This is a genomic window from Hominilimicola sp. (assembly GCF_046972485.1).
Lineage (GTDB): Bacteria > Bacillota > Clostridia > UBA1381 > UBA1381 > Hominilimicola > Hominilimicola fabiformis.
In genome coordinates, this window is sequence record NZ_JBKVWU010000054.1 from 1 (window position 1) to 13,872 (window position 13,872).

Here is a 13,872-nt window from a genome sequence, read left to right on the forward strand (position 1 = left end):
ACTATTAAGTGTCCTGAATGCGGTAAGGAAATGCACAGAGTTCCTGAAGTTATCGACTGTTGGTTTGACTCGGGTGCAATGCCTTTTGCACAGTGGCACTATCCGTTTGAAAATAAGGATATATTTGAAGAAAACTTCCCTGCTGACTTTATCAGTGAGGCGGTTGACCAGACAAGAGGTTGGTTCTATTCACTTCTTGCGGAATCAACTTTGCTATTCAATAAAGCACCGTACAAGAATGTAATCGTTTTGGGACACGTTCAGGATGAAAACGGTCAGAAGATGTCTAAGTCTAAGGGCAATGCGGTTGATCCGTTTGACGCACTTGAAAAGCACGGCGCGGACGCAATTCGCTGGTACTTCTATTCAAACAGTGCCCCATGGCTGCCGAATCGTTTCCATGACGGTGCGGTTTCGGAAGGACAACGTAAGTTTATGGGTACACTTTGGAACACATATGCGTTCTTCGTATTGTATGCGAATATTGACGAGTTTGATGCAACAAAGTATACTCTTGAATACGATAAACTTTCTGTAATGGATAAGTGGCTTTTGTCAAAGCTTAATACACTTGTTAAGACAGTTGACGATAACCTTGCAAATTACAAGATTACAGAAACGGCAAGAGTGCTTGATAACTTTGTTGACGAGCTTTCGAACTGGTATGTAAGACGTTCGAGAGCACGTTTCTGGGTTAAGGAAATGACTCAGGATAAGATTAACGCGTACATGACTCTTTATACCGCACTTGTAACGCTTTGTAAGGCGGCTGCACCGATGATTCCGTTTATGACAGAGGATATTTATCAAAATCTTGTAAGAAATATTGATAAGTCCGCTCCGGAAAGTATTCACTTGTGCGACTTCCCTGAATATGACGAAAAACTTATTGATAAAGAACTTGAAAATGATATGGAAGAAGTTCTTGATATAGTTGTGCTTGGTCGTGCGTGCCGTAATACTGCAAATATTAAGAACCGTCAGCCAATCGGTATGATGTACGTTAAAGCACCGGAGGCACTTAGTGATTTCTATATTGACATTATTGAGGACGAACTTAACGTTAAAAAGGTTGAATTTACAGATGACGTTGCCGCATTTACTGCATACAGCTTTAAACCGCAGTTAAAGACTCTTGGCAGACGTTTCGGTAAGAATATCAACGCAGTAAGAGAAATCCTTGCTAATATTGACGGTAGCAAGGCTATGGCTGAACTTAAGGAAACAGGCTCACTAAAGATTACTGTTGACGGAAACGAAGAATCGCTTGCAGAAGAAGATTTGCTTATCGAATCGGCTCATAAGGAAGGCTTTGAATCAAACAGCGATTACGGTATTACTGTTGTGCTTGATACAAACCTTTCTGAAGAACTTATCGAAGAAGGATTTGTTCGTGAAGTGATTTCAAAAATTCAGACAATGAGAAAAGATTCTGATTTTGAGGTTATGGACCACATCAAAGTAAGCTGTGAGGGTAATGATAAGATTGCTAAGATTATCACTGATAATGAAAGCACTATCAAAGACGAAACTCTTGCAGATGAAGTTGATACAAATTCTGCCGACGGTAACACAAAAGAATGGAACATAAACGGTGAAAAGGTAACACTTGGTGTTAAGAAACTCTAATTTGGATTGACAGAAAATCATATACATTATATAATAATGTATATGATTTTTTTGTGGAGAAAAACAGATGAAAAGCAACAGGTTTTTAAAGAAAGGTTACACGACTGGTAGCTGTGCCGCGGCGGCGGCAAAAGCGGCGGTTATGACTGTGTTAAATGACGAAATAGTCATAACAACTCAAATTACACTTCCCAAAGGTGAGAGCATAAGTATTGACATAACCGACACGCAGATTGACGGTGACAGTGTCACTTGCACAGTTAAAAAGTACAGCGGTGACGATCCCGACATAACAAACGGTATACTTGTTTGTGCAACTGTCAGAAAAAATAGTGGCGGTATAAAAATTGACGGCGGTGTGGGCGTTGGTCGCGTGACTCGTAACGGACTTGACCAACCTGTCGGAAATGCCGCGATAAACAGTGTTCCGCGTCAAATGATTAGAAACAGTATAAATGAGATTTGCGGTGATTATGACGGCGGTTTTGATGTGATTATTTCCGTGCCGAACGGCGAAGAAATCGCGAAAAAGACGTTTAATTCAAGACTCGGTATTGAGGGTGGAATTTCGATTTTGGGTACAAGCGGAATTGTTGAACCTATGAGCGAAAAGGCACTTTTGGACACGATTTTCCTTGAACTCAATACACGAAAAAGTGCCGGCGACAGTATTGCGGTGCTTGTGCCGGGCAATTACGGCGAGGATTTTGCTAAAAAAACTTTTGGTATAAAAAATACCGTTCAGTGCAGTAATTATATTGGTGACGCGATAGATTATGCGTCCGATTTGGGTTTTTCGGATATACTGATAATTTCGCATATGGGTAAACTTGTTAAGCTTGGCAGCGGAATTATGAATACTCATTCAAAATATGCGGACGGCAGAATGGAAACGCTTGCGTTATGTGCGGCTTTGGCCGGTGTGGAGAATTTTGCGGATATTCTCGATTGTGTGACGACCGATGAGGCTTATGAAATCATTGGGGACACTAAAACTATTGATATATTGATGAAAAGAATTGATAAATACCTAAAGCACAGAAGTGATGTCAATATCGGTGCGATAATGTTTTTGAATAAACAGGGGATTGTCGGAAAAACTGCTGATGTTGACGGTATTTTGGAAAGGATATAAAATGGTACATTTTGTTGGAGCGGGCAGCGGTGCAGCCGATCTTATAACTATACGCGGAAAAAAACTTTTGGAAAATGCAGATATTATTATTTATGCCGGTTCGCTTGTGAATCCTGAGCTTTTGGAATACGCAAAAGACAGTGCTGAAATTTATAACAGTGCAAAAATGAATCTTGATGAAGTTATTGACGTGATGAAACAAGGGGACACTAAAAATATTGTGCGTTTGCATACGGGTGATCCGTGTGTTTACGGTGCAATTCGTGAACAAATGGACAGGCTTGATAAACTTGGAATTGAATATGATGTTTGCCCCGGTGTAAGCTCTTTTTGCGGTGCGGCAGCGGCTTTGAAGGCGGAATATACGTTGCCTGATGTATCGCAAACCGTCATAATAACGCGTATGGAGGGCAGAACTCCTGTGCCTCCGAAAGAAAAAATACATTTGCTCGCGTCACATAATGCGACAATGGTGATATTTTTATCAACAGGTTTATTAAAGGAATTGTCGGCTGAACTTATAAAAGGCGGTTACAGTGAAAATACACCTGCGGCGATAGTTTACAAGGCTACTTGGAAAGACGAAAAAGTTATGCGTTGCACAGTGGGGACACTAAATAAAACAGCAGAGAAAAACGGTATAAAAAAGACCGCACTTATAACAGTCGGTGATTTTCTCGGCGATGATTATTCACTGTCGAAACTTTACGATAAGACATTTACAACCGAATTCAGAAAGGGCGTGACGGAATGAAAATTGCGTCAATAGCTTTTACGGAAAACGGTGCGAAAATCGTAAAAATGCTCGTGCGTGAAATGGACGTAAAGGGCTACGTTTTTGAAAAATATAAGACTGACGGCTTGGAAACATTTAATAATGTTTCGTCACTTGTCAGAGATATTTTCAAGAAATATAATGCGATTGTGTTTGTCGGCGCGTGCGGAATTGCGGTGCGTTCGATAGCTCCGTATGTCAAGGATAAAGCCAAAGATCCGGCAGTTGTGGTGGTTGATGAAAAAGGAAATTTTGCGATACCGATTTTGTCCGGACATATAGGCGGTGCGAATGATTTGGCGGAGAAAATCGCCTCATTGACAAGCGGAGTGGCGGTTATAACTACGGCAACCGATATTAACAAAAAATTCTCTGTCGACACATTTGCGGTAAGAAATAATTTGCATATCGGGGACACTAAACTTATAAAAGAAATATCGTCACGGATTTTGAACGACAAAAAAGTCGGATTGTATACCGATTACGAATTAAAAAACGTTCCAGATTGTTTTGAAGAAAGCAATGAAGTCGGAATTTGCATAAGTGATGACGATAAAAAGCCGTTTAGAACTACGCTTAATTTAATGCCGAAAAATGTTGTACTCGGAATCGGTTGCAGAAAAGGCTGCGAAACTGTCGAAGAAAGTATATTGGCATTTTTAAAAGTGAACGGAGTGTCGGTTTATTCGCTTTTTGCGGTTGCGACGGTGGATATAAAGAAAAATGAAAAGGGCATTGTTGAATTTTGTGAAAAATTCGATATACCGCTTTTGACGTTTTCGGCTGAAACTTTGACGGCGGTTGAGGGGAAATTTACAGCGTCCGAATTTGTGAAAAAGACTGTCGGAGTCGATAATGTGTGCGAAAGAGCGGTTTGTGCGGTCGGTGCGAAAATAACAGAAAAAAAGACGGCTTTAAACGGTACGGCTTTGGCACTCGGAAGAATAAATACGGAAATTGATTTTTTGAAAGGTTAAGTTTGAATGAAAATTTATGTTGTTGGAATAGGCGCAGGAAGTGCGGACGGAATGACTTTTGAGGCGAGAAATGTGCTTGAAAAAGCCGATGTGATTGTCGGATATACGGTGTATGCCGAGCTTGTGAAAAAGCTGTTTCCTGAAAAAGAATATTTCGTTTCGGCGATGAAACAGGAGGCGGAGCGTTGCAGAAAAGCGGTTGAAATGGCGGCTGACGGCAGAAATGTTGCAGTTGTTTGCAGCGGTGATGCAGGAGTTTACGGTATGGCGTCACTTGTGTATGAAATTGCGGCAGGCTATGAAAATGTTGAAGTGAGCGTTGTAGCAGGAGTGTCGGCAATGCTTAGCGGCGGTGCACTTGTGGGAGCACCGTTGGGACACGATTTTGCCGTTATAAGCCTTAGCGATTTGCTCACCCCCTGGGAGAAAATCGAAAAACGTCTTGAATGCGCGGCGGAGGCTGATTTCGCGATATGTCTGTACAATCCGTCAAGCAAAAAACGTCACGATTATTTAATGCGCGCGTGTGACATAATGCTGAAACACAAAAACGCTGATACGGTGTGTGCCGTTGCAAAAAATATCGGTCGTGACGGTGAGGAATATGCGATTATGAGCCTTGCCGAACTTAAAAATTACAGCGCGGATATGTTTACGACTGTGTTTATCGGTAATTCTATGACGAAAAATATCGGCGGAAAGATGGTTACACCGAGAGGGTATAAAAATGTATGATGTAGTATTGTTTGGCGGTACGGACGAGGGACACAAAATCGCTGACTTTTTGAGTGAGCAAAAAGTCAGTTGCATTGTGTGCGTTGCAACGGAATACGGTGCGGAATTGCTTGATATGAAAAACGTGCGCATCGGAAGAATGACGGCGGAAGAAATGGCTGATTTTTTTGACGAAAACAGTGTTAGATTGGTCATTGACGCAACTCACCCTTACGCCGAATTTGTGACAGAAAACATAAAAAAAGCGTGTAAAGTGAAGTATATAAGGGTTGTGCGTGAGGACGTTCAGGCAGACGGGGCGTATTTTGAAAATATCAAAACAGCCGTAGAATACCTTGAAAAAACAACAGGAAACATACTTATAACGACCGGTTCAAAGGAAATTGCAAAGTTTTCGGTTGTTGCGGACAGAGCGTTTGCACGCGTACTGCCGTCGGAGGAATCGCTGGAACTGTGTAAAAATGCAGGTTTCAAGATGAAAAATATTATTTGTATGCAAGGACCGTTTTCAAAAGCGTTTAACAGTGCGTTAATTCGTGAGCTTGACATTAAGTATCTTGTTACAAAATGTACGGGAAAAAACGGCGGTTTTATGGAAAAAACAGAGGCGGCAAAGGAAAATGGCGTTGAGTGTATTATAATTAAAAGACCGACCGATGAAAGCGGAATGACGGTTTCGGAGGTTGAAAAAATGATTTTGGAGTGGTTGTAATATGAACATTTTTATAGTCGGTGTCGGAATGGGGGACACTAAATATTTGACAAAAATTGCAGAAGAAAAAATAAAAAATGCTGATATTATAATCGGTGCAAAACGTGTTGCCGAGCCTTATGTCAACGAGAAAAAAGTTTTTTTTGAGTATGAAACGGATAAAATTAAAAAGATTTTAGAAGAAAATAAGTGTGAAAATGCAGTAATACTTTTTTCGGGCGATACGTCATTTTTCAGCGGTGCGAAAAAATTAAAAGAAGAATTTCCTAATGCCGAAATTTTTGCAGGTATAAGTTGCGTATCGTATTTTTGTGCTAAAATCGGTATGTCGTATGACGACATGAACATTGTAAGTATGCACGGCAGAAATTGCAATATTGTGAGTGAAGTCAGAGAGAATGAGAAAACATTTGTGCTTTTGGGTGAAAATCCTTGCGATAAGTTGTGCCGATACGGTTTTGAAAATGCCAAAGTTTATATCGGAGAAAATTTGTCATATGAAAACGAAAAAATACTTCATGGAAAAGCAAAAGATTTTAGGGACACTAAATTAGCTTCGCTCAGTGTGGCGGTAATAATCAATAATGAATATGACAAATGCACAAAAATCGGAATTAACGACAGCGAATTTGTGACAGGCAACGCACCTATGACAAAAAGCGAAGTGAGAGCGGTAAGCATATCAAAGCTTGAAATCAAATATGACGATATATGTTACGATATAGGTGCGGGAACAGGCTCGGTAAGCATTGAAATGGCTCTGCTATGCGGAAAAGGCAAGGTATATGCGATTGAAAAAAAAGCGGAGGCGGCTGAATTGATAAAACAAAATGCACTCAAATTTCATGCCGATAATATTGAAATAATTTGTGCGGACGCACCGAACGGTATGGACGGATTACCGAAAGCGGACAAGGTTTTTATAGGCGGTTCATCGGGGAATTTGTATGAAATAATAGAAAAGTGCGATTGCAAAAAAGTGGTCGTGAACGCAATAACTCTTGAAACTTTATCGCTTGCACAAGAAAGTTTTGAAAAACTCGGGTATGAATATTCGGTGACGCAAATCTGTGCGTCAAGAGGAAGAAAGGTCGGCGGATACAATATGATGACGGCACAAAATCCCGTTTTCATAATCTGCGGTGAAAAATTATGAGAAGAATTATGATTGCCGGCACAAACAGCGGCTGCGGAAAAACAACTGTGACTTGTGCGGTGCTTCAAGCACTTGTAAACAGAAAAATTAATGTTTCGTCTTTTAAATGCGGTCCGGATTATATTGACCCGATGTTTCACAAAACGGTTATCGGAACGGCGGCATACAACCTTGATACATACCTTATGAGCAATGATACTGTGAATTATTTGCTGAATAAAAACAGCGGTGATATTGCGGTTATTGAGGGCGTTATGGGCTTTTATGACGGCTTTTCTTTTACGGAAAAGGGAAGTACGCACGAGCTTTCGGAGATTACCGATACAGATGTTATTCTTGTTGTAAACTGCCGTGGTATGAGCCTGTCCGCAATGGCTTTGGTGAAAGGGTTTAAGGAGTTTAGGAAAAATAATATTAAGGGTTTTATTTTTAATAATCTGTCCGAGAAACTGTACGGTAATTTGTCGGAAGAATGTCGAAAAATCGGCTTAATTCCTTTAGGTTTTTTGCCGAACATCAAAGATGTGCAGATAAGCAGCAGGCATTTGGGACTGGTCACCGCAGGGGAAATTGACGGTATAAAGGACAAGATGAATTTACTTGCCGATTACGCCGAAAAATACATTGACATAGACAAGGTTTTAGAAATATCAGAAAACGATAGGGACACTAAATTCACATCGCCAGAAATTACAAAAAAATATAACGTAAAAATTGCGGTTGCGTATGACAGAGCGTTTTGTTTTTATTATGAGGATAATCTTAATTTACTCAGTGAAATGGGTGCGGAGATTGTTAAGTTCAGTCCGCTTGAAAATGAGAGCGTACCGCAGTGCGACGGATTGATTTTGGGAGGCGGTTATCCCGAACTGTATGCGGATATTCTTGAGAAAAATACGGGGACACTAAATTCGGTTAAAGAGTGTGTTGAAAGCGGTGTACCGTGTATTGCGGAATGCGGAGGGTTTATGTATCTTCACGAGATTATGGAGGATAGCGATAAAAACGAACACCGTATGGTCGGCATAATCAAAGGAAAGTGCAGAAAAACAGACCGTTTGCAACGCTTCGGATATATGGAAATGACGGCAAACAGAGATAATATTTTATGCAAAAAAGGCGATAAAATCCGAGCGAGAGAGTTTCATTATTTTGACAGTGACTGTAACGGAAACGGTTTTACGGCTGTGAAAAATGACAGACAGTGGGAATGTGTGAATGTTGATAAAAACTTATTTGCAGGTTTTCCGCACTTGCACTTTTTTGCAAATATAAATTTTGCCGAAAACTTTATGAAAAGCTGTGAGGAATACAAATGTACAAAATCAGAAAATTAGATGAACAAGCAGTAGAAAATGCGGAAAAGAAATGGAACTCAATAGCAAAACCATTGCACAGTCTTGGTGTATTTGAGGATATTGTAAAAAATATTGCGGGTATTCAAGGGACACAAAACATAGACATAAAAAAGAGATGTGTACTTGTTATGTGTGCCGATAATGGCGTTGTGTGCGAGGGTGTAACGCAGACGGGGCAGGAAGTTACGGCGGTTGTGACGGAAAACTTCGCAAAGGGTGCAACAAGCGTGTGTGCTATGGCAAGAAATATCGGTGCGGACGTTGTACCGATTGACGTGGGAGTGGCGCGTGACGTTGACGGCGTGGTAAACAAAAAAATATCGTACGGCACAAAAAATATGTTACACGAAAAAGCAATGACGTATGAGCAAGCCAAAGAGGCGGTGCAAGTGGGAATTGACTGCGTAAAAGAACTTAGCGAAAAAGACTATAAAATCATTGTGACCGGTGAAATGGGAATCGGAAACACGACTACAAGCTCGGCGGTTGCAAGCGTTTTGCTTGACAGAAAAGCAGAGGACGTAACCGGCAGAGGTGCGGGACTGACAAGCGGTGCATTGGAGAGAAAAATTGAGGTTATAAAAAAGTCGATTGAGCTTCACAAACCTGATAAAAACGATATTTTTGACGTGCTTTCAAAGGTCGGCGGTTATGACATTACCGCTTTGACGGGGGCGTTTATCGGCGGTGCTATGTACGGCGCTGCAATGGTTATTGACGGATTTATTTCGTCGGTGGCGGCACTTTGTGCGGAAAAGTTATGTCCGAAATGCAGTGATTTTATGATTGCGTCACACGTTTCAAAAGAAAGCTGTACGGCTGATATTTTGAAATTACTCGGCAAGAAAGCACCGATAAATGCGGATATGTGCTTGGGCGAGGGGACAGGCGGAATGGTTATGCTTACCGCACTTGATACCGCACTTTGCGTATATAACGAAATGTCTACTTTTGACGATATTAACGTTGAAAGCTATAAGGAGCTTAAATAATGTTTATACTTGTAACAGGCGGAAGCGGAAGCGGAAAGTCTGAATTTACCGAAAATATTGCAATGAAATTGGGCGGTAAAATGCTGTATGTTGCAACGATGAAACCATATGATGACGAATGTTTAAAACGTATCGAACGTCACAGAAAAATGCGTGACGGCAAAGGCTTTAGAACGGTTGAATGTTATACTGATTTATCCGAAATAACGGAAAGTGCCGATACAATTCTTTTGGAATGTATGTCGAATTTGACCGCAAACGTGATGTTTTCGGATAATAATGATAATGCTTTTGAAAAAATTATCGGCGGAATTTTGAATTTAAAGAGTGAAAATATTGTTATTGTCACAAATGAAATATCTTCGGACGGCATTGAATATGGTGGGGACACTAAAATGTATATCAGCCTTTTAGGCAGAATAAACAGTGCATTGTCAAAACGTGCCGATAAAGTGTATGAGGTCGTTTACGGAATACCGATTGAAATTAAAAGGGGACAGTAAAATGAACATAATTAAATCAATATGCGTAGCATTTTCGATGTATTCAAAAATTCCTATGCCGAGAGTGGAATGGAACGAAAAAAACATGAAATACGCAATGTGCTTTTTTCCGCTTGTCGGTGCAGTAATCGGCGGACTTATGTTACTTGTACGATTTCTGTGCGGTAGATTTGGTTTTAACACAAGCGTTTATGCGGTTGTGATGACAGCTTTGCCGGTGCTTGTTTCGGGCGGAATACATACGGACGGATTTATTGACACCGTTGATGCACTTTCGTCATACGGTGACAAAGAGAAAAAACTCGAAATTTTAAAAGATCCGCATACGGGCGCATTTGCGATAATAGGTGCGGTAATGTATTATCTGTTGTTTTTCGGATTTATGACGGAGATATGGGATATAAAAGCTACCATAGCGGTGAGTGTAGGCTTTGTTTTATCGCGTTCGCTGAGCGGATTGGCAATCGGCATTTTTAAATGTGCAAAAAACAGCGGACTTCTCTACACATTTAAGAGTGCCGCACACAAAAAAACGATTGTGACTGTTATGATTTTGTATATTGCTTTGTGCGTTGCGATGCTTTGTTTTACGGGCGTGTACGGACTGGGTACGATATGCGCGGCGGTGATTTCGTTTTTGTGGTACAGACACGTTGCATACAGTAAATTCGGCGGAATAACAGGCGATATTGCGGGATATTTTGTATGTATATGCGAGGTTTTGTGCGTGATTTTCGGAGGTGTATTATGCGTTTTGTTATAGGCGGTGCGGATAGCGGAAAGCGTGATTTTGTAAGAGAAAATTACGGTATTGATGAAATTTTAATTGCCGATTATGACAGTGTTTTGACTGCAAAGGCGGTTTATGGTTTTCATATTTTTATAAAAAAAATGATGGCTGACGGCAAGGACATTGTTTCGGTTATTGACGAGATTTCGGAGAAAAATCACGATATAACGATTATTTCAACCGAAATCGGTTACGGCGTTGTTCCTATGGATAAAGGTGACAGAGAATGGCGCGAAACAGTCGGAAGAACGTGCTGTTATATCGCGAAAAAAGCGGACGAAGTCGTGCGAATTGTATGCGGAGTGGGGAACAGAATTAAATGAAGATAATACTTATACGTCACGGTATGACGGAGGGAAATTTAAAGCGAAGATATATCGGAACAACGGACGAAGATTTGATAAATACCGACTGTCTGAAAGGCGATTATCCTAAGTGTGAGAGGGTTGTCGCAAGTCCGTTAAAGAGGTGTATTCAAACGGCGGAATATATATATCCGAATGTGGATATTGAAATTTGTGATAAACTCAAGGAATGTGATTTCGGCGATTTTGAGAATAAATCATACGAGGATTTAAAGGACAATCCCGATTATCAAAAGTGGATTGACAGTAACGGTGAATTGCCGTTTCCGAACGGCGAGACACACGAAGATTTTAAAAATCGCTGCAAAGACGGATTTTTTGAGAGCCTTACGGAGCGTGACACGGCGTTTGTAATTCACGGCGGAAGTATTATGGCGATTATGCAGAAACTTTTTGGCGGTAATTTTTATGATTATCAGGTCAAAAACGGCTGCGGATATGAATTTGAAATGAGAAACGGAGAGATAGTTGATGATTATAGCCCAATCGGCTGCGGTTAGTATAGGTTTTGTGCTTGACGCAATATTCGGCGACCCCGATTTTAAACTGCACCCAATTCGACTTATAGGTTATTTGATTTCGTTTTTGGAAAAGGTTATGAGAAGAATTTTCACGAAAAACGAAAGGTTCGGCGGTGCGGTTATGGCGATATGCGTGCTTATTATATGCGGCGGTGTACCGTTTGCGATTTTGTTTTTTGCGTACAGATTAAATTACTTTTTCGGTATTGCGATTGAAAGCGTTATATGCTATTTTATGCTTGCGGCGAAGTCATTGAAACAAGCAGGTATGAGTGTGTATAAACCGCTCAAAAACGGTGACGTTGACGGCGCACGAAAAAGCGTTTCTATGATTGTCGGACGTGATACGGAAAGTCTTGACGACATTGGGATAACGAAAGCGGCTGTTGAAACCGTTGCGGAAAATACGTCTGACGGAGTTATTGCACCGCTCATATATATGGCAATCGGCGGCGGTGTGTTGGGTTGCGTTTACAAGGCGATTAACACGATGGATTCAATGGTCGGTTACAAGAACGACAGGTACATAAATTTCGGCAGATTTGCCGCAAAGCTTGACGATATTGCAAATTATATACCGTCAAGAATTTCGGCATATTTGATGATTTTTGCATCAAAAATTGTGGGCTACAATTCACGCAATGCGTACAGAATTTTTAAACGCGATTCACGCAATCACGCAAGTCCGAACTCGGCTCAGACGGAGTCGGTTGTGGCTGGTGCGCTGGAAATTCAGCTTGCAGGTGACGCGTACTATTTCGGCAAGCTGTACAAAAAGCCGTTTATAGGCGACAGCATTAAGCAGATTAAATATGATAATATTGCAGATTCGATTAAACTTATGTATATGACGTCCGTAATTTCGGCGGTGCTGTTTGTCGGATTGAAAGTGGCGGTAGGTGTTGTATATGGTATATGAGCATGGCGGTGACGTTTACAGAAATAAGGTGCGTCTTGATTTTTCGGTGAATACCAATCCGCTCGGAATGAGTGAAAACGTAAAAAAAGCGATTGCGGAAAATATCGAACAGTTCGGTATTTATCCTGACGCAATGTGTGTAAATTTACGAAATGCCATTGCGGAAAAGGAGCAGGTCGGCGCAGATAATGTGCTTTGCTCAAACGGTGCGGCGGAAATGATTTTTGCGGTTGTTCGTGCGGTTATGCCGAAAAAAACACTTTTGTTGGCACCTACATTTTCGGAGTACGAGAGGGCGCTTAAAAGCGTGGGTTCGCAAATTTGCTATTATTATTTGAAAGAAAAAAATGATTTTGAACTGCAAGATGATTTTATTGATTATCTTGATGATATTGATATGGTTTTCATATGCAATCCGAATAATCCTGTCGGAAAAATTGCAGATAAAAAAACGGCTCAACATATTGCGGAGGTTTGCGCTGAAAGGGAAATCGTGTGCGTGTTTGACGAGTGCTTTATGGACTTGTCGGACGGATATTCGATGAAAGAAAAAGTACCTGTTATCAAGGCTTTTACGAAAACTTACGCAATGGCAGGATTAAGGCTCGGTTATATGATTGCCGATACTGATTTTGTATGTGACGTGCAAAGGCAGCTGCCGATGTGGAATGTGTCGGCGGCGGCACAAATCGGCGGAGTTACGGCGATTAACGATAATGATTATCTTGAAAAAGGTAAAAAAATTATAAGAGAAGAACGTGAATTTTTAATGGGTGAGCTTAAAAATTTGGGCTTTAAAGTATTTAATTCGGACGTAAATTTTATTTTATTTAAAGGCAGTGTCGGACTTGACAAGTCACTTTTAAAGCGAGAAATACTGATAAGGAACTGCGGAAATTTTAACGGCCTTGATGAAGGCTTTTACAGAATTGCAGTTAAAAAACACGATGAAAACGCGGAATTTATAAGAGAGTTGGGTGATATATGTGGCTAAAGCGATTATGATACAGGGAACAATGTCCAATGCGGGAAAAAGCATTATTGCGGCGGCATTGTGCAGAATTTTTAAGCAGGACGGCTTTAAGACTGCGCCGTTTAAGTCGCAGAATATGGCGCTCAATTCGTATATCACTGACGAGGGACTTGAAATGGGGCGTGCACAGGTCGTACAGGCAGAGGCGGCAGGCGTAAAGCCGTCTGTTTTGATGAATCCGATTTTACTTAAACCTACCAACGATAAAGGCTCACAAGTTATTGTAAACGGTGAAGTTCAGGGCGATATGAATGCGGTGGACTACTTTAAAT

General features: G+C 40.9%; 15 protein-coding genes and 1 pseudogene. All 16 read left to right on the plus strand.

What is annotated here, in order from left to right; all coding sequences use genetic code 11:
• Positions 1-1,629, plus strand: a 1,629-nt coding sequence (locus tag ACLTU0_RS07070; protein ID WP_412321802.1) for a DUF5915 domain-containing protein, incomplete at its 5' end; no start/stop codon positions are given.
• Between the two features lie 67 nt (positions 1,630-1,696).
• Entirely contained in the window at positions 1,697-2,764 is a 1,068-nt protein-coding gene (gene cbiD / locus ACLTU0_RS07075; protein WP_412321803.1) for a cobalt-precorrin-5B (C(1))-methyltransferase CbiD, read from the plus strand.
• A gap of 1 nt (position 2,765) precedes the next feature.
• Positions 2,766-3,518, plus strand: a complete 753-nt coding sequence (gene cobM, locus ACLTU0_RS07080) for a precorrin-4 C(11)-methyltransferase (protein ID WP_412321804.1) — start codon at positions 2,766-2,768, stop codon at positions 3,516-3,518.
• Positions 3,515-4,516, plus strand: coding sequence for a cobalt-precorrin 5A hydrolase (locus ACLTU0_RS07085; protein WP_412321805.1), 1,002 nt, complete (start codon positions 3,515-3,517; stop codon positions 4,514-4,516). Before cobM ends, ACLTU0_RS07085 begins: the two co-directional genes overlap by 4 nt.
• A gap of 6 nt (positions 4,517-4,522) precedes the next feature.
• A complete protein-coding gene (cobJ, locus tag ACLTU0_RS07090) occupies positions 4,523-5,251 on the plus strand; it encodes a precorrin-3B C(17)-methyltransferase (RefSeq protein ID WP_412321806.1) in 729 nt (242 codons plus the stop codon).
• Positions 5,244-5,963, plus strand: a complete 720-nt coding sequence (gene cobK, locus ACLTU0_RS07095; protein WP_412321808.1) for a precorrin-6A reductase — start codon at positions 5,244-5,246, stop codon at positions 5,961-5,963. Before cobJ ends, cobK begins: the two co-directional genes overlap by 8 nt.
• A gap of 1 nt (position 5,964) precedes the next feature.
• The gene (locus ACLTU0_RS07100; protein WP_022230272.1) at positions 5,965-7,119 is read left to right on the plus strand and encodes a bifunctional cobalt-precorrin-7 (C(5))-methyltransferase/cobalt-precorrin-6B (C(15))-methyltransferase; all 1,155 of its coding nucleotides are present in this window, start codon (positions 5,965-5,967) and stop codon (positions 7,117-7,119) included.
• Positions 7,116-8,456 carry a cobyrinate a,c-diamide synthase gene (locus ACLTU0_RS07105; protein ID WP_412321809.1) on the plus strand — a complete coding sequence of 447 codons (1,341 nt, stop codon included), beginning with the start codon at positions 7,116-7,118 and terminating at the stop codon, positions 8,454-8,456. Before ACLTU0_RS07100 ends, ACLTU0_RS07105 begins: the two co-directional genes overlap by 4 nt.
• Positions 8,435-9,469, plus strand: coding sequence for a nicotinate-nucleotide--dimethylbenzimidazole phosphoribosyltransferase (gene cobT / locus ACLTU0_RS07110; RefSeq protein ID WP_412321810.1), 1,035 nt, complete (start codon positions 8,435-8,437; stop codon positions 9,467-9,469). Before ACLTU0_RS07105 ends, cobT begins: the two co-directional genes overlap by 22 nt.
• Positions 9,469-9,972, plus strand: a complete 504-nt coding sequence (locus ACLTU0_RS07115) for a bifunctional adenosylcobinamide kinase/adenosylcobinamide-phosphate guanylyltransferase (protein ID WP_412321811.1) — start codon at positions 9,469-9,471, stop codon at positions 9,970-9,972. Before cobT ends, ACLTU0_RS07115 begins: the two co-directional genes overlap by 1 nt.
• Before the next feature lies 1 nt (position 9,973).
• On the plus strand, positions 9,974-10,735 hold the full coding sequence (locus tag ACLTU0_RS07120) for an adenosylcobinamide-GDP ribazoletransferase (RefSeq protein ID WP_022230268.1): 762 nt from the start codon (positions 9,974-9,976) through the stop codon (positions 10,733-10,735).
• The gene (locus ACLTU0_RS07125; RefSeq protein ID WP_412321812.1) at positions 10,720-11,085 is read left to right on the plus strand and encodes a bifunctional adenosylcobinamide kinase/adenosylcobinamide-phosphate guanylyltransferase; all 366 of its coding nucleotides are present in this window, start codon (positions 10,720-10,722) and stop codon (positions 11,083-11,085) included. Before ACLTU0_RS07120 ends, ACLTU0_RS07125 begins: the two co-directional genes overlap by 16 nt.
• Positions 11,082-11,627, plus strand: coding sequence for a histidine phosphatase family protein (locus tag ACLTU0_RS07130; RefSeq protein WP_412321813.1), 546 nt, complete (start codon positions 11,082-11,084; stop codon positions 11,625-11,627). The genes ACLTU0_RS07125 and ACLTU0_RS07130 overlap by 4 nt, the downstream gene beginning before the upstream one ends.
• Positions 11,599-12,567, plus strand: a complete 969-nt coding sequence (gene cbiB / locus ACLTU0_RS07135; protein WP_412321815.1) for an adenosylcobinamide-phosphate synthase CbiB — start codon at positions 11,599-11,601, stop codon at positions 12,565-12,567. The genes ACLTU0_RS07130 and cbiB overlap by 29 nt, the downstream gene beginning before the upstream one ends.
• Positions 12,557-13,561, plus strand: coding sequence for a pyridoxal phosphate-dependent aminotransferase (locus tag ACLTU0_RS07140; protein ID WP_412321816.1), 1,005 nt, complete (start codon positions 12,557-12,559; stop codon positions 13,559-13,561). The genes cbiB and ACLTU0_RS07140 overlap by 11 nt, the downstream gene beginning before the upstream one ends.
• Positions 13,554-13,872, plus strand: a pseudogene (locus tag ACLTU0_RS07145) (cobyric acid synthase CobQ); the annotation flags it as partial. The gene ACLTU0_RS07140 and the pseudogene ACLTU0_RS07145, both read left to right, overlap by 8 nt.

Coding starts and splice junctions, on each gene's coding strand:
- ACLTU0_RS07125 (WP_412321812.1), top strand. CDS start 10,720: ATGCGTTTTGTTATAGGCGGTGCGGATAGCGGAAAGCGTGATTTTGTA.
- cobM (WP_412321804.1), top strand. CDS start 2,766: ATGGTACATTTTGTTGGAGCGGGCAGCGGTGCAGCCGATCTTATAACT.
- ACLTU0_RS07115 (WP_412321811.1), top strand. CDS start 9,469: ATGTTTATACTTGTAACAGGCGGAAGCGGAAGCGGAAAGTCTGAATTT.
- ACLTU0_RS07100 (WP_022230272.1), top strand. CDS start 5,965: ATGAACATTTTTATAGTCGGTGTCGGAATGGGGGACACTAAATATTTG.
- ACLTU0_RS07130 (WP_412321813.1), top strand. CDS start 11,082: ATGAAGATAATACTTATACGTCACGGTATGACGGAGGGAAATTTAAAG.
- cobJ (WP_412321806.1), top strand. CDS start 4,523: ATGAAAATTTATGTTGTTGGAATAGGCGCAGGAAGTGCGGACGGAATG.
- ACLTU0_RS07085 (WP_412321805.1), top strand. CDS start 3,515: ATGAAAATTGCGTCAATAGCTTTTACGGAAAACGGTGCGAAAATCGTA.
- ACLTU0_RS07140 (WP_412321816.1), top strand. CDS start 12,557: ATGGTATATGAGCATGGCGGTGACGTTTACAGAAATAAGGTGCGTCTT.
- cobK (WP_412321808.1), top strand. CDS start 5,244: ATGTATGATGTAGTATTGTTTGGCGGTACGGACGAGGGACACAAAATC.
- cbiB (WP_412321815.1), top strand. CDS start 11,599: ATGATTATAGCCCAATCGGCTGCGGTTAGTATAGGTTTTGTGCTTGAC.
- ACLTU0_RS07120 (WP_022230268.1), top strand. CDS start 9,974: ATGAACATAATTAAATCAATATGCGTAGCATTTTCGATGTATTCAAAA.
- ACLTU0_RS07105 (WP_412321809.1), top strand. CDS start 7,116: ATGAGAAGAATTATGATTGCCGGCACAAACAGCGGCTGCGGAAAAACA.
- cobT (WP_412321810.1), top strand. CDS start 8,435: ATGTACAAAATCAGAAAATTAGATGAACAAGCAGTAGAAAATGCGGAA.
- cbiD (WP_412321803.1), top strand. CDS start 1,697: ATGAAAAGCAACAGGTTTTTAAAGAAAGGTTACACGACTGGTAGCTGT.